Genomic DNA, 17,900 nt, shown 5'->3' with positions numbered 1-17,900 from the left:
AGGGGATGCGCCCGGTATGTCCGAAGTAAAGGATGTCAGCCAAAGACTAGGTGCGGTTTACCGTCCGCTGACAAGGCGTGCGGGACCCTGGTTGGGCGGGTAGGCGCAACTGGCACCTGGCGTGAGACGTGAAGGAGAGAGCTGTGAGCACCGAGAACGACGGCGCGACGCCTCCGCGGCCGGACTTCCCGCCGCCGGATGCCGGAGCGAGGTCTCCGGTCGGGTCTCCTGAGCGTACGAGCGGAGGGGCCGGCGGCGCCTGGCCGGCGGGACCCGAAGGGCCGGGTGGTTCGGACGCTGCCGGCTCTCCGGGTGGCCCGGGTGCCGGGGGGCACGGTGGGGCGCGTACGGAGCAGTTCGCCGCGGTCGGCGCCGCGGGCGGGACGGGCTCCGGCGCCGGCCACACCGGGCCCGCCGGAGGTCAGGCCGGGCCCAGCGGCGCCGCCGGTTCGTCCGGCGGCGCCGGCCCGCAGTGGCCCCCGCCCCCGCCGCCGGCGGGAACCTCCCCTGCGGGTGCCACACCGGCGAGCCCCCTCCCGGCGGGCTCGCCGCCTCCCACCCAGCCCGGCTGGGGCAGCGCCCCGCCCCCGGGCGGCGGCGGCTGGGACTCCGGTCCCCGGCCCCCCTCGGGCGGCGGCCGGCGCGTGGGCACCGTCGTCGCGGCCACCCTCGTCGCCGCACTGCTCGGCGGCGGCATCGGCGGCGGCGTCGGATACTGGGCCGCCGAGCGCGACGACGACTCCAGCGGCACGTCCACGACCGTCTCCGGCACCCAGGACGGCCAGAAGATCGAGAACCCGCCCGGCTCCGTCGCCGGCATCGCCGACAAGGCGCTGCCCAGCGTCGTGACCATCGAGGCCAGCGGCGGCGGCGGTGACAGCGGCACCGGCGAGGAGGGCGGCGCCGCCACCGGCACCGGCTTCGTCTACGACAAGCAGGGCCACATCCTCACCAACAACCACGTCGTGGCGGGCGCCGAGGGCAGCGGCTCGCTGACGGCGACGTTCTCCAACGGCAAGACGTACGACGCCGAGGTCGTCGGCCAGGCCAGCGGCTACGACGTGGCCGTCATCAAGCTCGCCGACGCCTCCGACGCCGACCTGACGCCGCTGCCGCTCGGCGACTCCGAAAAGGTCGACGTCGGCGACCAGACCATCGCCATCGGCTCGCCCTTCGGCCTGTCCGGCACGGTCACCACCGGCATCGTCAGCGCCAAGAACCGCCCGGTGGCCTCCGGCGACGCGACCGGCCAGCAGGAGTCGTACATGAACGCGCTCCAGACCGACGCCTCCATCAACCCCGGCAACTCCGGCGGCCCGCTCCTGGACCACGACGGCAACGTCATCGGCATCAACTCCGCGATCCGCCCCGCGGACAGCGGCAGCCCCTTCGGCGGCGGGCAGGGCGGCAGCATCGGCCTCGGCTTCGCGATCCCCATCAACCAGGCGAACCGCGTCGCGCAGGACCTCATCGACACGGGCGAGCCGGTCTACGCGATCATCGGCGTCTCCGTCGACAACTCGTACCAGGGCAAGGGCGCGAAGGTCAGCGAGTCGGCCAGCGACTCCACCGGCGACCCGGTCACGCCCGGCGGCCCCGCCGCCGACGCGGGGCTCCAGCCCGGCGACGTCATCACCAAGCTGGACAACACGATCATCGACAGCGGACCGACGCTGATCGCCCAACTGTGGGCGCACAAGCCGGGCGACAAGGTGGAGATCACCTACGAGCGCGGCGGCGACCAGAAGACGACGGAACTCACCCTCGGCGAACGCGAGGGCGACCAGTAGGCGGACCGGGGCAGCAGGCGGCCGGGCACCCGAGGCGGGTGCCCGGCCGCTGTGGTGTGTGGGGGGGTACGGGACGGGGGCCGCGGAGCGGAAGGCGCCGCGGAACGAGAGACGGAGAGCCCGCGGAACAAGAGCCCGCGGAGGGCCCGTAGACGGAGAGCCCGTGGCGGGAGGGCGGCACGTAGAGAGGTCCGGGCCGGGTGTTCAGGGCCGTCCCTCACGCTGCCCTGCCCCTCACCCGGCCCGGACCCGTTCACGACCGGGGCCCGTCACCGCCCCGCTCGGAACCTCCGCACGCCCGCGGTCACGTGCTGCGGGCCGCCTCCGCCCGCGCCTGCGCCCAGGCCGCTTCCTTCAGCGCCATCCGCGCGGCGGGCAGCCGGCCGCCCGCCGTCTGCCAGTACGGATGGGTGGACACCCGGACCGAGAGCCGCAGCAATCGCCGCCGCAGGACCGCGGTTTCGCTGGCGCTGTGCCGCGGCTCCTCGGCGAGTCTGCGGTACACCGCGTACCAGTCGCGCTGGGTCTGGACGAGGTCTTCGGGGAAGGTGTGGGTCACGCAGTTATTCTGACACGTGTTCGATTTTCGAGTCACGTGTATTCCCCGGCTCCCATCCCGCCACAGCGGCCCACCGCTCCGCCGCGATCATCAGCACCTCCGTCGCCGGCGCCTTGACCTGCCCGTACGACTTCAGGGCCGGAAAGCCGTCCGCCAGCCGCGACTTGAACTCGCCCCACGCCCGGCGCGCCGCGGCGTCCGCGCGCAGATAGTCGCGGAAGAGGAGCGCGAAGCGGGCGTTCGGGCCGTCGGCCTCGCGTACGTGGACGTTGCACCGCCGCGCGCCGACCGGCGGCGCGAACACCAGCTTGCGGCACTCCCGACCGCCGGAGACCTCGGTGCGGTTCCAGGGCTCGGGGCGGCAGCGGTAGCCGGCGGCGCCGAGGAGCCGGACGGGCTCTTCCTCGTCGAGCGGCGCCGCCACCCGTATCTGGATGTCCACGCAGTCCTTCGCCGGCAGCCCCGGCACGGACGTGGACCCGATGTGGTCGATGGCGTGCGCGTACGGGCCGGCGGCGGCCCGCAGCTCGCCGGCCAGCCGGGCGAAGTCCCGCGGCCACTCCGGCCGGTACGCGAGTACAGCCGCCACCTGCGGTTCGTCAGGGAAAGGCATCCCGCCAGTGTGGCGGCGGCCCGGGGCGGCGCGGGGGAAAACCGTTCGACAGCGCGGGCGTCCGGGGGATGGGATGAGGCGGACCGCAGGCCGGGAGGAGAGTCGTTTGTCGGCCGAGACCACCGCGGGCAGCCCCGCGGGCAGCGACGTCGTCACCACCCCCGTCGTCGACGAGGCGCTGGCCCGGCGCCTGTTGGCGGCGCAGTTCCCGCGGTGGGCGCATCTGCCGCTGCGGCCCCTGCACCCCGGCGGCTCGGACCACGTGATCTTCCGGCTCGGCGATGCCATGTCCGTACGCCTCCCGCGCGGCGACTGGGCGGCGGGCCAGGCCGAGAAGGAACACCTGTGGCTGCCCCGCCTCGCCCCGCACCTGCCGCTGGCGGTGCCGGCGCCGCTGGAGGTGGGCGGGCCGGCGTTCGGCTACCCGTGGCACTGGTCGGTGTCGCGGTGGCTCGACGGCGAGCCGCCGACGCCCGCCGGCCTGGCGGACCCGGACGAGGCCGCCGCGGACATCGCGGAGTTCCTGCGCGCGTTGCAGGGCCTGGCGCTGCCCGCCGAGGGCGCGTACGGGCTGCTCTCCCCCGCCGTAGCGCTGCGGGAGCGCGACCGTACGACGCGGGCGGCGATCGCGGCGGTCGGCGCGGAAGGCGCGTTCGACGCCCGCGCGCTGACGGAGGTGTGGGAGGCGGCCGTCGCGGCGGGGGAGCGGGACGGTCCGCCGGTGTGGTTCCACGGCGACATGCACAACGGCAACCTCCTGGCCCGGGCCGGGCACCTCAGCGCCGTCCTCGACTTCGGCGGCCTGGGCGTCGGCGACCCGGCCTGCGACCTGGTCATCGCCTGGACCCTGCTGGACCCGGGCCCGCGCGCCGCGTTCCGCGCGGCCTTGGGCGCGGACGACGCGGCGTGGGCGCGGGGGCGGGGCTGGGCGCTGACGACGGCGCTGAGCGCGTACACGACGTACGCGGCGACGAACCCGCACGTCGCCCGCAACACGACCCGCCAGATCACCGAGGCCCTGGCGGACACCACGGCGTAGCCGCCGGCTGCGAGGGAGCGACACGATGACCACCGAGGACATCCACACCGAGGGCACGCACATCGGGCCGGCGAGCGTGGCCGACTTCCACCGGGTCCTCGCCGACCACCCCCGCTACTGGGGCGAGCGCGACATGCGCGCGCTGCACCTGCTGGCGATGGTGCAGGAGTTCGGCGACACCTGCCTGGTCGCCCGCGCCCCGGACGGCATCCGCGGCTACCTCTTCGGCTTCGTCACCCCGACCGCCACCGCGTACGTCCACCTGATCGCCACCCGCGACGACGCCCGCGGCACGGGCCTGGGCCGCCGCCTGTACGGGGAGTTCGCGGCGGCGGCGGAGCGGCAGGGGGCGCGGCGGCTGAAGGCGATCACGTCGGTGGCGAACACGGGGTCGCGGGAGTTCCACCGCAGGCTGGGCTTCGAGTCGCGGGTGGCGGAGGACTACGACGGGGCGGGGCGGACGATGGTGGTGTTCGGGCGGGGTCTGCCGCTGTAGGGGGCGACTATCCGCGACGAGTGAGAGGTGGGCGCGGGGGTTGCCCGCGCCGTCCGACAACGCCCCGAACGTCGCCTGCATCTCGACCCGGATCGGCAGGGCGGGGAGTTCGGCGTCCGGCTCGAACCCAGGCCGCCTGGAGGCTGTGGGTGCACGGCGCTGCGGGCGCGGTGCGGTGCGCAGGGCGGAGAGTGTGGGATTCGAACCCACGGTGACGGGATACGCCACGACGGTTTTCAAGACCGTTCCCTTAGGCCACTCGGGCAACTCTCCCTGCCGTCGCTCGGCGGCGGCAGGGACCAAGGCTAGCGGTTCGGGTGACGGCGTTGCGTGCGGGATGGGGGCGGTCTGCGGGGGTGGTGGGGCGGGGTCAGGCGGCTGTGGCGGCGGTGGGGTCCATCCAGAAGATCTCCCACTGGTGGCCGTCCGGGTCGAGGAAGCTGCGGCCGTACATGAAGCCCTGGTCGTTGGGCTCGTTCGCGACGGCGCCGCCTGCCGCCAGCGCCTTGTCGACGATCTCGTCGACCGCCGCGCGGTCGTCCACGCTGAGGGCGAGGATCGCCTCCGTGGAGGTGGTGGCGTCCGCGATCTCCTTCTTGGTGAAGCCCTTGAAGAACGGCTCCGTGAGGAGCATCGCGTAGATGTCGTCCGTGATGACGAGGCAGGTGGCGTTCTCGTCGGTGAAGTTCTCGTCGAAGCGGTAGCCGAGGGCGGTGAAGAACGTCACCGAGCGGTCCAGGTCCTTCACGGGAAGGTTGACGAAGATCTTGTGCGGCATCGTGGTGGCCCCTCTCCGGGCTGCGGTCGTCGGCTCCTGGAGCGCGCTGTCTGAGGGGTAGACGGAGTGGGCGCGCGGAACTCATCGGTGGGTGTCGCCTCCGGGCGGAGTTTTTCTGCCGGGAGGTGGCAGGGCCGGGGCGGGGGTGGGGCGGCGCCGGGTGGGCGGGCGGTCTGCCGGTGGGGGTGGGTGGGCCGCGGGGGTGTGGGCGCTTTACGGGGGTGTGTGTTTTGCCGCCGAGGCCACCGTCGCCTTCGCCTCCCGTTCCGGCAGGCCCGTCGTCATCGCCGCGCGGACCAGCGCCGCCGCGACGTCCGGGCCGTGGCCCGTCTCGTACGCGCGGCAGGCGGCCCAGAAGAGGCGGGCGTTGCGTTCGCCGGGGTGGGAGGCGGTGACGAAGCGGATCAGGGAGTCCGCTCGGCGTTCCCATCCCGGGCGCTCGTCCGCGGCTGCCGAGTGTGCGAGCGGGGGTGTGGGCGGGGGGTCCGGTGGGGGCGGGGTCAGGAGGCGGAGCAGCGCTCGCGGGGCCGGGGCCGGGGCGCGGGTGGAGCGGGGTGCCAGTCGGTACGTACCGTGCAGGGTGCGTGAGCCCGGGCCCGCGAGGTAGCCGCCGGCGCCGCGGACGTCGATGCCCGGCGCGAGGCGGCCCACGGAGTTGGGGACCGTGTGGTCGGGACGGCCGGTGAGCCAGATGTGCCGGCCGCCTCCGGGGGTGAGGATCACCACCGTCGGCGGCAGCACGATCCCGTGCGTGGCGAGCAGCGACTCGAACATCCCGAGCGCGTCCGTCCCCGTTTTCACGTCGAGATCCAGCCCGATCAGGTGATGCGGCGGCCGGCCGCACGCGATGCCGTAGCCCGTGGCCCAGGGCGCGGCGGCGAAGAGGGTGTGTATCGCGTCGGTGTCGGTGGTCGCGTCGTACACGCCGTGGCCGATACGTCCGCACTCCCCGCGGCAGGGCACCCGAGGCCAGTCGACGTGGTGCGGGGAGCGGACCGCGGGCTGTTTCGCGCGGGACAGCGGGAAGACGGGCAGGCCGCGGCGGGCGGCGGCCAGCGCGGCGGTCAGGGCGTGGCTGTGTACGGAGCTGTCCATCCCCCCAGTCTCGTACAAATGTTCGATAGCCGAAAGTGCCACGGCTGTGCGGGTTTACCTGCCGCCGATCATGCCTGCGGGGGAACTGGGCCCCGGGCGGCGATTGTCCCGGGTTCCGTGGGAAACGATGCTCTCGCGACGTCGCAAACCGCCGGAGAGCCGGCCGGGAACCCCCGGCCGGCTCCCGATCACGGAACCGTCTTCCGTTACATAGGAGGAAGCAGATGGCACGCACGCGCATCACCCGCATCATGGCCGTGGCAGCTTCACTGCCGCTCGCTGTCGCGCTCTTCGGAGGGGTTGCGCACGCGGACAACGGGGTCGGGGCGTTCGCCAACGACGACTCCAACTCCGCGGTCGTCGGCCAGCTCGGCGGCGTCGGTGACGACAACTACGGCAACAACGCCCAGACCCAGCAGGTGAACAACGGCGGCGGCTTCAACGAGTCCAACACCGCCAACGTCCAGGGCTTCGGCAACTTCGTCGACCAGTCGGACACGGTGGTCGTCTTCGCCAACCTCTGGTAGGGCTCACGTAGTTCGGGGTGCTCATGGGGATGGCCGCGCGGCCGCACCGTCACGGTGCGGCCGCGCGGTCGCGTGCGGGGTGGGGTGGGTTTCGTTCCGCTGTCCTGTTCGGGGTCGTGGTTCGTCTCGTTTCTCGTACGGGCCCCCGGCCCTCGGTTCTCCTTCGTCCCTTCGTCCCTTCGTCCCGCGTACGGGCCCCACTCCACCCTCCGGACGGCCCACCGGTGCGTGTCGCACCGGCCGCTCCGTCCGCCCGGGTCGTTCACTGCTCGACATGCCTCCCCCCGAGACCCGCCCCCGCCGCTCCCGCCGCTCCCGCCGCTTCCGCCGTTTCCGGCTTTTCCTCGCCCCGCTCGTCGCCGTCCTCGCCGTGTTCGCCGGCACCCTCGCCGGCAGCCCCAGCGCCGCCGGCACCGCCGCCCCCGTCTCCGTACCCGCCGACCTCCGCGACCCCCGCGACCTCGGCGCCCACGTCTTCCGCGGCCGGGCCTTCGACACCTGCCACACCCCCTCCCGCGCCGCCATGTCCGCCTGGCGCGCCTCCCCCTACCGCGCCGTCGGCGTCTACTTCGCCGGCCGCGGGCGCGCCTGCCCCGAGCAGCCCCACCTCACCACCTCCTGGCTCCGCGGCGTCCACCGCATGGGCTGGCGCGTACTCCCCATCTACGTCGGCTCCCAGTCCCCCTGCGTCACCGCCGACAACAAGCGCCACGTACGCATCGACTCCGCCCGCCCCCGCCGCCAGGGCCGCGCCGAGGCCCGCGACGCCGTGCGCAGCGCCCGCGCCCTCGGCATGGTCAAGCGCAGCGCCCTCTACCTCGACATCGAGCACTTCCGCGGCTCCGCGGCGTGCAAGCGCACCACGCTCGCGTACATCCGCGCCTGGAACCGGGAGGTGCGCCGGCACGGCTGGTTCCCCGGCCTCTACAGCAGCGCGAACTCCGGCATCCGCATGATCGAGAAGGCCCGCCGGGCCGGGCAGGACGGCATGCCGTCGATGATCTGGGTGGCCCGCTGGCACACCAGGCCCTCGCTGTACGGTGAGCCGCACGTCGACCCCGCCGCCTGGCGCCCGCACCGCCGTCTCCACCAGTACGCCGGTATGGTCGAGGAGCGCCACGGCGGCAAGCGGATCCTCATCGACCGCAACGTCGTGGACGCCCCGGTCGCGATCATGGGACCCCGGACGTAGTACCCCGACGGGTCGTCCGGGCGGCCCTCCACCTACGGGAGGTCCGGCCGGCTCCCCACCTACTCCCTCGGGTGGAGCCAGCATCGCGACCTCCGGCCGATCCGCCGACCCGGGTGCCGCTCCTAGCGTGGAGCCATGTCCACAGCCAGCACCACCGAAGCCCCCGCGGCGGACACCGCGCGACCGCCCCGTCCGACCTTCGCGGCGTACGTGAACCTGCGGGGGCCGGTGCTGCTGCGCACCGCGCGCTCCCTGACCACCAGCCCCTGGGACGCCGAGGACCTGCTCCAGACGGCGCTGGCGCAGACCTATCTGGCGTGGGACCGGATCGAGGACCCGCGCGCCCTCGACGGGTACGTACGCCGCGCGCTGCTCAACACCCGCACCTCGCAGTGGCGCAAGCGCCGCGTCGACGAGTACGCCGCGGGCGACGACCTCCCCGAGCCCACCCCCGTGCCCGGCCCCGACCCGGCGGAGCACCAGGCGATGCGCGACGCGATGTGGCGCGCGGTGCTGCGGTTGCCGGAGCGGCAGCGGGCGATGGTGGTGCTGCGGTACTACGAGGACCTGAGCGAGGCGCAGACGGCGGCCGTGCTGGGGGTGTCGGTCGGGACGGTGAAGAGCGCGGTCTCGCGAGCGCTGGCGAAGCTCCGGGAGGACACGGGGCTGGGGGAGATGGCGCAGGCGGCGTAGCGGCCTGTCCCGGCCGCGTTGGCGTGGCCGCCCTTGCCCCGCCGGCCGCCTTGCGGAGGCGGCTCGCGTACGGGCCCTCCGTGCGGGCCCTTGTACGACGCCTCTGTACGGGCCTCCGTACGGGCGTGCATAGGGGCTGATGTAGGGGGCAGGGACGTACAGACATCCCCGCCCGAGGTAGTGACAAGGTGCCCGGTCACCAGCAGAATCAGCGCCACCGTTTACTGGCGCGTAACCGCTGCGTGTCTCTGCGTGTCCTACCCCCGGGAGGCCCTCCGTGTTGAGCACGATGCAGGACGTACCGCTGACCATCTCGCGGATCGTCACCCACGGTTCGACCATCCACGGCTCCGCCAAGGTCATCACCTGGACCGGATCGGGCGAGCCGCCCCAGACCAGGGACTACGCCACCGTCGGCGCCCGCGCCGCGCAGCTCGCGCACGCGCTCCGCGACGAGTTGGGCGTACGGCAGCAGGAGCCGGTCGGCACTCTGATGTGGAACAACGCCGAGCACCTGGAGGCGTACCTCGCGCTGCCCGCCATGGGCTCCGTACTGCACACCCTCAACCTGCGCCTCGACCCCCGCCAGCTTGTCTGGATCATCAACCACGCCCGCGACCGCGTCATCCTCACCAACGGCACCCTCCTCCCCCTTCTCGTCCCGCTGCTGCCGCAGCTCCCCGGCGTCGAGCACGTCGTCGTCTCCGGCGCCGGCGACCGCGCGCTCCTCGACGGCACCCACGTCACCGTCCACGACTACGAGGAACTCATCGCCGGCCGCCCCGAGTCGTACGACTGGGCGGTCCTCGACGAACGCGAGTCCGCCGCCCTCTGCTACACCTCCGGCACCACCGGCGACCCCAAGGGCACCCTCTACAGCCATCGCTCCATCTACCTGCACTCCCTCGGCGTCCTGGCCGCCGAGGGCTTCGGCATCACGCCGCGGGACCTCGCGCTGCCGATCGTGCCCATGTTCCACGTGAACGCCTGGGGCCTGCCGCACGCCGCCTTCATGGCCGGTACGTCCCTGCTGATGCCCGACCGCTTCCTCCAGCCCGGCCCGATCGCCGAGATGATGGAGACCTGCCGGCCCACCATCAGCGGCGCCGTCCCCACCATCTGGCAGGGCCTGCTCAACGAACTCGACGCCAGACCCCGCGACGTCTCCTCCCTGCGCACCGCCATCATCGGCGGCTCCATCTGCCCCGCCCAGCTCATGAAGGGCTTCGAGGAGCGGCACGGCATCCGCGTCGTCCAGGCGTGGGGCATGACGGAGACCTCGCCGCTGGGCTGCATCGCGCACCCGCCGCCGGGACTCGAACCGGCGGAGGAGTACCCGTTCCGGCTGATGCAGGGCCGCTTCCCCGCGAGCGTGGAGGCGCGGCTGCGCGGCCCGGACGGCAACCTGCTGCCGAAGGACGGAGCGTCGGCGGGGGAGCTGGAGGTACGCGGGCCGTGGATCACGGGCGCGTACTACGGGGGCGCGGACGGCGAGCCGTTCCGGCCGGAGGACAAGTTCAGCGAGGACGGCTGGCTGTGCACCGGCGACGTCGGCACGATCACGCCCGACGGCTATCTGGTGCTGACGGACCGGGCGAAGGACGTCATCAAGTCGGGTGGCGAGTGGATCTCGTCCATGGAGCTGGAGGACCACCTGATGGCCCACCCGGACGTCGCGGAGGCGGCGGTCATCGCCGTACCGGACGAGGAGTGGGACGAACGGCCGCTGGCGGCGGTGGTGGTGCGCGAGGGCGCGGACGTCACCTACGAGGAGCTGCGGGCGTATCTGGGGGAGAAGATCGCGAAGTGGCAACTGCCGGAGCGGTGGGCGCGGATCGGGGAGGTGCCGAAGACGAGCGTGGGGAAGTTCGACAAGAAGGTGCTGCGGCGGCGGTACGCGGACGGGGAGTTGACGGTGACGCGGTTGTGAGGGCGGCGGGGCGCGCGGGGGTGGTGGCGGCGTGATTCCCGCGCGTGCTGCTGTCGCTGCTGCCTGACGGCGGGTTTCGTTTCGCCGACTACGTCGAGCGTTGTGCGTCGTGCGTCGTGCGTTGTGCGCCGTGCGGGGCTGCGTTCTGGCGGTTACGTGGTGCCGATCTTCGCCAGCAGGTCGACGATCCGGTTCTGCACCTCGGCGCTCGTCGACCGCTCCGCCAGGAACAGCACCGTCTCCCCCGAGCGCAGCCGCGGCAGTTCGGCGCGGTTGATGTCCACGGCCGTGTACACCACCATCGGCATGCGGTTCAGCATCCCGTTCGCGTTCAGCCAGTCCACGATGCCCGTACGCCGGCGGCGGATCCGCATCAGGTCCATCACGACCAGGTTCGGCCGGAAGCGCGTCGCCAGGTCCACCGCCGCCTCGTCCGACGTGGCGTGCATGACCTGCATCCCGCGCCGCTCCAGCGTGGCCGCCAGGGCGTCCGCGATGTCCGGGTTCTCCTCGAAGAGGAGCACGCGCGGCGGGTGTTGCTCGCTGTCGCGCGGCGCGAGCGCCTTGAGCAGCACCGCCGGGTCCGCCCCGTACGCCGCCTCCCGCGTCGCCTGCCCGAGGCCCGCCGTGACCAGCACCGGTACGGACGCCTCCACCGCCGCCATCCGCAGCGACTGGAGCGCGGTGCGTGTGATCGGGCCGGTGAGAGGGTCCACGAAGAGGCCGGCGGGGGAGACGGAGATCTGCGCGTCCAACTCCTCGCGGGAGTGGACGACGACGGGCCGGTAGTTGCGGGCGGTCAGCGCCTGCTGCGTGGCGGCGTCGGGCTCGGGCCAGACGAGCAGCCGGCGCGGGTTGTCCAGCGGCTCGGGCGGCATCTCGTCGTCGAGGCGCAGCGGGGTCGTCTCGGGGTCCTGCGCGGCGACCTCGACCACGCCGTGCCGTCCGTCGAGCGGTTCGGGGCCCTCGGCGGCGGAGGCGTCGGGGGCTCCTATGGCGAAGGCCCGCCCGATGGCGTCCCGCCGGGCCCCTGAGCCGGGGCGGGGCGGGGGGCGGTGGGGGGCGTGTTGCTGGGGGTGCTGCGGGGGGTGTTGCTGGGTTTGCTGGTGGGGCTGGTGGTGGGTTTGCTGGTGGGGCTGGTGCTGGGACTGTTGGTCGGGCTGGTGCTGGGGGCGCGTGGACTGCGGGGGCGCGTCCGCGGCGGCCATGCCGTTGCCGTGGGGCGCGCCGTGCGGGGGCGCGCCGTCCGCGGGGGTTCCGGCGCCCAGGCGGCGCCGGCGACCGCCGGTGTGCTCGTCGGCTGAGTCGTACGGCTCGTGGGTGGGGCCGTGCGCGGGGTCGCCCGCGGAGGCGTACGGGTCGTACGCGGAGTCGTGGGCGGGGTCGTAGGGGTCGTGGGGGTCGTGCGTGGGGTTGGTGGTGCGGGGGGCGCCGGTTCTCCCGGTTCCTCCGGCTCCTCCGGTGCTGTCGTGGGTGCTTCGGGTGCCTTGGCCGCCTCGGGTGTCCTGGATGCTCTGGCCGCTCTGGCCGCTCTGGCTGCTCCGGGTTTCTTGGCCTTCTCGGGTGCCTTGGTTGCCCTGGGGGCCCTGGCCACCCTGGCCGCCTTGGCCGCCCTGGGAGGGCGGGCCTGTGGGCTGGTCGACGTAGGCCACGCCCTGGCCCAGGGTGCGCACGCTGATGGGGCCCGACTGCTGCGCCGGCAGTGCCGGCATCGCGGGGGTCGGGGCGGAGCGGGCGAAGCGGGTGGCGCCGCCGCGGGCGGTGGGTGCGGAGCCGGTGGCGGCGGGGCGGGGTCCGGCGGCGTCGGCGGGGGTGGCCTGGGCGTGCGCGGGGTCCGGTGCGGCGCGGGGTGGCGCCTGGGGCGCGGCCGCGGGCGGGGTGTCCTGAGCGGGGACGGTGGGCGGGGCAGGGGTGTGGGCGGCGTTCCCGGTGGGGGGCGCGGTCGGGGCCGGGGCCCCGGGCGGGGCCGCGGTGGGCTGGTGCGGGTGGGCCGTGGCGCGGCGCGGGTCGACGCCGCGGGCGGGGGTCTGCATCTCGTGCCGCGGGTCTACGGGCACGGGGGTGTGGCCGGAGGCGTGGGGGCCGGCGGCGTGGGGGCCGGCGGACTGGGCGGCGGGGGCGTCGGCGGGGTGCGGGCCGGGCTGCCGGCGGGCGGGGGCGCCGCCCTGGGTACGGGGATCGCCTTGGGTGCGGGGGTCGTTCTGGCCGCCTTGCGTGCGCGGGTCGTTCTGGCCGCCCTGGGTGCGGGGGTCGCCCTGGGTGCGCGGGGCGCCTTCCCCGCGGCCGTCGCCCTGCGCGCGCGGGTCGTGCTGGGCGGGGACCGCCGGGGCCGGGTTGCCGCGCCGGGGGTGCCGGGTGTCCGGGGTGCCGTGGCCGGGGTGCGGGGTCTGCGAGGTGCGTACGGTGCGGACCTCGCCCGTGTCGTCGCCGGCGGGCGCGCCGCGGTCGGCGCTGTCGCCGGCCCCGCGGTCGCCGTCGTGGGGGTACGGCCCGGTGTCCGGGTCCTGTACGGGCCGGCCGGTGGGCCGGCGGGGGCCGGGGGCGGCGTAGGCGGGCGGGGCGTCGTCGTAGGCGCCGGGGCCGTGGCCGGGGTTCTGGGAGTGGGGGTACGGGCCGGTGTCCGGATCCTGGACCGCGGGGTCGGGGCGGCCGGGGTGGTCGGAGCGGGTGGGGTGGCCGGGCGGGCGCCGGTTGCCGGGGGCCGGTGCGGGGCCGGCGGCGGCGTTGGCGTTGCCGGGGTCCGGTGTCGCCGCCCAGTCTTCGCCGGGGGGCAGGGCGGGGACGCCCTGCGGGGTGTCGGCCGGTGCGGCAGGGCGGCGGCGACGGCCGGTGGGGTGCTGCGGCTGAGCCGGTCCGGCGCCGGTGCCGGCGGGGGGTACGGGGGCGCCGGGGGCGTGCCGTACGGCCGGGTCGGTGGTGCCCTGGGGCAACTGCGGCGCCGCCGGGTTCTGCGCGGCGGGGAGCGCGGGGTGCGCCGTACCGGGGCGGTGCCCGGCGGGGTCGGCGGGCTCCAGCCGGTCGGCCGAGGGCCCTCCGGCGCCGGCGCCACCGTGCCCCGGCTGCGCGGCGTTGCCGTACTCCCCGGCGCCGGGATCGCCGCGTCCGGCGTACGCGCCGGGGTTGCGGCGCGTACGAGCGGGCCCGTGGCCCGGCTGCGCGGGGTCCTCGTATTCGCCGTTGCCGGCCGGGCCGTTGGGGCCGCCGGGTCCTGCGTACGCCGCGGGGTTGCCCCGGCCGCGTCCGCGCGCCGCGGCGTCGTCGTACTCGCCGGGCTCGGAGTCGGCGCCCGCGCGGGCGGGGCCGTGGGGATCGCCGCGTCCGGCGTACGCGCCGGGGTTGCCGCGCGTACGGGACGGGCTCTGACCGGCCGCCGCGGGACCGTCGTACTCACCGTCGCCCATCGCGTCATCGGGGTCACCGGGTCCGCCGGGTCCTGCGAATCCGCCGTGGTAGCCCCGCGCACCGGCCGGGCCGTGGCCGGGTGCCACCGGGTCGTCGTACTCGCCGGGGCCCGCCGTGTAGCCGGGCCCGGGGCGTCCGCCGGGGGACCGCCGCGTACGGGAGGGCCCGCGCCCGGCGTCGTCGTACTCGCCCGGCCCCGCCGTGTACGCGGGACCGGCCTGCCGACCACGCGAAGGGTGCCCGCCGGGCGCCGCCGGGTCGTCGTACTCGCCGGGTTCGCTCGGCTCTACGTCGCCGGGGGCGTGGCCCGTACGCGAGGGATGGTCGCCCGGCTCCGCCGGGGCGCCGGGGCCCATGTGGGCGCCGGAGTCGGCGTGCGCGGTGGGGCCGCCGGGGGCCACCGGCCCGGGGCCGACCGGACCGTGCGGCCCGACCCGCCCACCGGGACCACCGGGCGCCGCGGGGCCAACGGGCCCGCCCGGTGCGCCGGGCCCGCCGGGTCCAGCCTGCCCACCGGGCCCGCCGAGCCCTCCGGGCCCGCCCGGACCACCGGGACCTCCGGGCCCGATCGGGCCGCCCGGCCCCATCGGGTCGTCCGGCCCTTCGGGCCCGCCCTGGCCGTCGTACCCGCCGGGGCCACCGTTTCTGCCGCGCCTACCTGGGCCACCTTGCCCACCCGGGCCGCCGGGTCCACCGGGACCGCCGGGTCCGTCGTGCCCACCCGGACCGCCGTGACTTCCGGGCCCGCCCGGACCGTCGTGTCCGCTCTGACCTCCGTGCCCGCCCGGACCGTTCTGCCCGCCCGGCCCGCCTTGGCCACCCGGCCCGCCCGGACCGCCGTGACCATCCGGACCACCGGCTACGCCAGGTCCGCCAGGTCCGCCCTGCTCGTCGAGCCCGGGTCCGCCCGGGGCCCCGGGACCCTCCGGGCCCGCCGGCCCACGTCCTACGGGACGCCGCCGGGCGCCCGCCGTGGGGTCACCCGCCTCGCCCAACTCCCCCTGCTGCGCCTGACTGACCGGCCCCTGGCCCACGGGCCGCCGGCGACGGCCGCGGCCCTGCGTCCCCGGGAGGGCGTGCCCGAGCGCCGCGGCGCCGGTCTCCACGGCGCTGATCTCCCCGGCACCGGCGCCACCGCCAACCGCGGCACCACCGTCAGCCTCCGAACCGCCCGAACCACCGGGACCGCCCGCGCCACCCGAACCGCCCGGACCAGCCACGCCGCCCGGACCACCCGAACCGCCCATGCCGCCACCCGGCGCCGGCACACCGCCCCCGCCGTCGTACGCGCCCTGCCCCTCGTCCGGCGTCCCCCGCCGCCGGCGCCCGCCGGCCCCGCTCGTACCGTGCGGCGGCGTCGGCCCACCGGGAGCCGCCTGCCCGGCGACGCCACCGACCGCGTCGGGCGCCGCCGCGCGCCGCGGCGCACCGGGCCCCGCCGCGCGCCCCGGCTCCTGCGCAACCGCCGGCCCACCGGCCTCCGCGCCACCGGCCCCGCGACCGCCTACCGCGCCCGCACCGTCGTGCCCCGCACCGCCGTGCCCCGCACCGCCGTCCGCCCCGGGCCCCGGCGGCAACCCCGCCACCGCACCGCCCTCCGCGGACTCCCCGGCCCCGGCGCCGGTCGGCACCCCGGCCGCCGGGGTGGACCCGCGCCGGCGCCGGCCCGTACCGCCGACACCCGTACCGCGCGGGGGTGTTCCGGCTCCGTCGCCGGAGTCCGCGGCGGGAGCAGCGCGGCGCCGCCGCCCACCGGCCGTACGCCCAGCACCACCCGTACCGCCACCGGAAGCACCACCACGGGCAGCACCACCAGCCGCGCCACCCTCAGCCCCAACAGACCCAGCATCCCCACCAGCGGAACCAGCCCCGCCAGGAGAACCAGCCCCACCCCCCGACCGACCCCCCGGCGCACTCCCCCGCCCCGGCGCCTCCGCGCCCGGCATCACCGTCGTCTCGTTCCCCGTGTCCCGCCCGCGCCCCGACGCCTCCCGCGCCCGCGCGGCCCGCGCCGCCGGACCCGCGGCCGCCACCGGCACCTCAAGCAGGTACGCCCCGCCGTTCTGCCCCGGCACCTCATGCGTCTGGAGGATTCCGCCGTGCAGCAGCGCAACGCCCCTGGCCAGCGGCTCGTGCACCGAGCCCGCCCCGGCCGACTCCCCGGCACCGCCCCCGCTCCCGGCACCGGCACCGGCACCCGAACCGCCCCCGGCACCACGGGACGACCCGGCGCCACGGGCACCGGAACGGCCACCCGGCCCCCGCGGCCCCTGCACCTCTATCCGCACCACGTCACCGCGCTGCGCCGCCGCCACCACGACCGGCGCGTCCGACGCCCCCGCCGTCCGCTGCCCCGTGGCGTCGACCCCCGCGACCTCCGCGATCAGGTGCGCCAGCGCCAGCGCCAGCCACCGCCCGTCCGCCTCGATCTCCAACTGCGGCGCGTGCACCACGAACTGCGCCCGCCCCGGCCCGATCAGCTCGTCCGCACCCTCGGTCGCGGCGTGCACCGCGTCCGCGACGTTCACCGGCCCCACCGCCAGCCGGTCCTTCCCGGAGTCCAGCCGCTGGAAGTCGAGCACGCTGTCGATGAGCGCGGTCATCCGCCCGTAGCCGGCGGAGAGGTGGCGCAGCGTCTGGTTGGCCTCGGGCCAGAGCTGTCCCGCCGGATCGTCGACGAGCGTGTTCAGCTCCGCGCGCAGGGTGTCGAGCGGACCGCGCAGCGCCACGTCGAGCACGGCCTGCAACTGCGCGAGCCGCGCCTCCAGCGCGTCGCGCCGCCGCCGGTCGGTGAAGGCGAGGACGGCGCCGACGAGTTGGTCGCCGTCGCGCACCGGGGCCGTCGTCATGTCCACCGGCACCGGCAGCCCGTCGCGCCCCCAGAGCACCTGGCCGCGTACGCGGTGCTTGCGCCCCGAGCGCAGGGTGTCGGCGATCGGGGTCTCCTCGTACGGCAGGGGGGTGCCGTCGGGGCGGGAGTGGTGGATGAGGGGGTGGAGGTCGGCGCCGCCGAGTTCGCTGGCGCGGTAGCCGAGGATCTGCGCGGCGGAGGGGTTGACGAGGACGACCTTGCCGGTGGTGTCCGTACCGACGATGCCCTCGGCGGCGGCGCGCAGGATCATCTCGGTCTGCCGGCGCTGCCGGTGCAGCTCCGCCTCCACCTCCGCGGAGCCCGTGAGGTCCCGTACGACGAGCATCAGCAACTCGTCGCCCGTGTAGTGGTGGCCGGGCGCGTACGGGGACTCGCCGCCCGGGCCGTCCTCCAGGTCGGCGCTGGTGACCTCGGCGGGGAAGTCGCTGCCGTCGGTGCGGCGCGCGGCCAGCCGCAACGGCTTCGTACGCTCGTCGGCGCTCAGGCCCGCGTCCGGGGCCACGGAAGCCGTGGCGTCGCCGCGCGGCCGGCGCATGGAACCGGGGATGAGCTGCGGGTCGAAGTCCGGCAGCAGATCGAGCAGCCCGCGGCCGACGACGGCGGCGCCGGGCCGCTCGAAGGTCTCCAGCGCGACGCGGTTGGCGGCGACGACCGTGCCGTTGGTGTCGACGAGGAGCAGCGCGTCGGGGAGCGCGTCGAGTATGGCGGCGAGGCGAGCAGCGCCTCGGGATGGCCTGCTGCTCACGACGAACTTCCTCCTCGACGACCGTTCTTGCTGTGCTCCGCGGCCGGCCCTCGCGCCGTCGCGCTTCCCGTACGCACCCGCGTGCGTGCCGGTGGCCGTGCCACGAGAGGATTCTACGGTCCTCCGTTGCCCGGGGGACGGCGGATGAGAATCGTCACGCCGCCACCAC

At 75.8% G+C, this 17,900-nt stretch carries 12 protein-coding genes and 1 tRNA gene; 7 read left to right on the top strand and 6 right to left on the bottom strand.

Going from position 1 to position 17,900, the window contains the following annotated elements; translation table 11 throughout:
* Positions 1-143: 143 nt before the first annotated feature.
* On the top strand, positions 144-1,790 hold the full coding sequence (locus QBL21_RS34465) for a S1C family serine protease (protein ID WP_407566137.1): 1,647 nt from the start codon (positions 144-146) through the stop codon (positions 1,788-1,790).
* 304 nt (positions 1,791-2,094) lie between these two features.
* On the opposite strand, the gene QBL21_RS34460 is transcribed toward QBL21_RS34465, so the two are convergent.
* Complete coding sequence (locus QBL21_RS34460; protein ID WP_407566136.1) at positions 2,095-2,349, bottom strand: hypothetical protein; 255 nt, start codon at positions 2,347-2,349, stop codon at positions 2,095-2,097.
* Between the two features lie 4 nt (positions 2,350-2,353).
* Positions 2,354-2,962 (bottom strand): GrpB family protein, encoded by a 609-nt coding sequence (locus QBL21_RS34455; RefSeq protein WP_407566135.1) that lies wholly within the window; start codon positions 2,960-2,962, stop codon positions 2,354-2,356.
* 106 nt (positions 2,963-3,068) lie between these two features.
* Here QBL21_RS34455 and QBL21_RS34450 point away from each other — a divergent pair, with 106 nt between their 5' ends.
* Positions 3,069-4,001, top strand: coding sequence for an aminoglycoside phosphotransferase family protein (locus QBL21_RS34450; protein ID WP_407566134.1), 933 nt, complete (start codon positions 3,069-3,071; stop codon positions 3,999-4,001).
* Positions 4,002-4,026: 25 nt separating this feature from the next.
* Entirely contained in the window at positions 4,027-4,497 is a 471-nt protein-coding gene (locus tag QBL21_RS34445) for a GNAT family N-acetyltransferase (protein WP_407566133.1), read from the top strand.
* A 185-nt stretch (positions 4,498-4,682) separates the two neighbouring features.
* On the opposite strand, the gene QBL21_RS34440 is transcribed toward QBL21_RS34445, so the two are convergent.
* From QBL21_RS34440 to QBL21_RS34430, 3 genes are all read right to left on the bottom strand, one after another.
* Positions 4,683-4,770 (bottom strand) — tRNA-Ser (locus tag QBL21_RS34440).
* A 97-nt stretch (positions 4,771-4,867) separates the two neighbouring features.
* Positions 4,868-5,275: a VOC family protein gene (locus QBL21_RS34435; protein ID WP_407566132.1), complete on the bottom strand. Its 408-nt coding sequence runs from the start codon at positions 5,273-5,275 to the stop codon at positions 4,868-4,870.
* A 213-nt stretch (positions 5,276-5,488) separates the two neighbouring features.
* Complete coding sequence (locus QBL21_RS34430) at positions 5,489-6,370, bottom strand: bifunctional DNA primase/polymerase (RefSeq protein ID WP_407566131.1); 882 nt, start codon at positions 6,368-6,370, stop codon at positions 5,489-5,491.
* A 224-nt stretch (positions 6,371-6,594) separates the two neighbouring features.
* Between QBL21_RS34430 and QBL21_RS34425 the strand changes: the two genes are divergently transcribed.
* The 4 genes from QBL21_RS34425 to QBL21_RS34410 all read left to right on the top strand — a co-directional run bounded on the left by QBL21_RS34425 (position 6,595) and on the right by QBL21_RS34410 (position 10,712).
* On the top strand, positions 6,595-6,897 hold the full coding sequence (locus tag QBL21_RS34425) for a hypothetical protein (RefSeq protein ID WP_407566130.1): 303 nt from the start codon (positions 6,595-6,597) through the stop codon (positions 6,895-6,897).
* A 274-nt stretch (positions 6,898-7,171) separates the two neighbouring features.
* The gene (locus tag QBL21_RS34420) at positions 7,172-8,089 is read left to right on the top strand and encodes a glycoside hydrolase domain-containing protein (RefSeq protein ID WP_407566129.1); all 918 of its coding nucleotides are present in this window, start codon (positions 7,172-7,174) and stop codon (positions 8,087-8,089) included.
* Positions 8,090-8,224: 135 nt separating this feature from the next.
* Positions 8,225-8,782 (top strand): SigE family RNA polymerase sigma factor, encoded by a 558-nt coding sequence (locus tag QBL21_RS34415; RefSeq protein ID WP_407566128.1) that lies wholly within the window; start codon positions 8,225-8,227, stop codon positions 8,780-8,782.
* A 277-nt stretch (positions 8,783-9,059) separates the two neighbouring features.
* A complete protein-coding gene (locus QBL21_RS34410) occupies positions 9,060-10,712 on the top strand; it encodes a long-chain fatty acid--CoA ligase (protein ID WP_407566127.1) in 1,653 nt (550 codons plus the stop codon).
* 152 nt (positions 10,713-10,864) lie between these two features.
* Here the strand turns inward: QBL21_RS34410 and QBL21_RS34405 are convergent, their stop codons facing one another.
* Positions 10,865-17,731, bottom strand: a complete 6,867-nt coding sequence (locus QBL21_RS34405) for a PAS domain-containing protein (RefSeq protein ID WP_407566126.1) — start codon at positions 17,729-17,731, stop codon at positions 10,865-10,867.
* Positions 17,732-17,900: the final 169 nt, after the last annotated feature.

This window comes from Streptomyces sp. 184 (assembly GCF_045781775.1).
Lineage (GTDB): Bacteria > Actinomycetota > Actinomycetes > Streptomycetales > Streptomycetaceae > Streptomyces.
The sequence above is the reverse complement of the archived record's forward strand: the minus strand, read 5'-3'. Positions and strand labels throughout refer to the sequence as shown.

Bases quoted from the DNA above. Each gene is read 5' to 3' on its own strand.
- QBL21_RS34455 (WP_407566135.1), bottom strand. From the start codon at position 2,962: ATGCCTTTCCCTGACGAACCGCAGGTGGCGGCTGTACTCGCGTACCGG.
- QBL21_RS34445 (WP_407566133.1), top strand. From the start codon at position 4,027: ATGACCACCGAGGACATCCACACCGAGGGCACGCACATCGGGCCGGCG.
- QBL21_RS34435 (WP_407566132.1), bottom strand. From the start codon at position 5,275: ATGCCGCACAAGATCTTCGTCAACCTTCCCGTGAAGGACCTGGACCGC.
- QBL21_RS34430 (WP_407566131.1), bottom strand. From the start codon at position 6,370: ATGGACAGCTCCGTACACAGCCACGCCCTGACCGCCGCGCTGGCCGCC.
- QBL21_RS34425 (WP_407566130.1), top strand. From the start codon at position 6,595: ATGGCACGCACGCGCATCACCCGCATCATGGCCGTGGCAGCTTCACTG.
- QBL21_RS34420 (WP_407566129.1), top strand. From the start codon at position 7,172: ATGCCTCCCCCCGAGACCCGCCCCCGCCGCTCCCGCCGCTCCCGCCGC.
- QBL21_RS34415 (WP_407566128.1), top strand. From the start codon at position 8,225: ATGTCCACAGCCAGCACCACCGAAGCCCCCGCGGCGGACACCGCGCGA.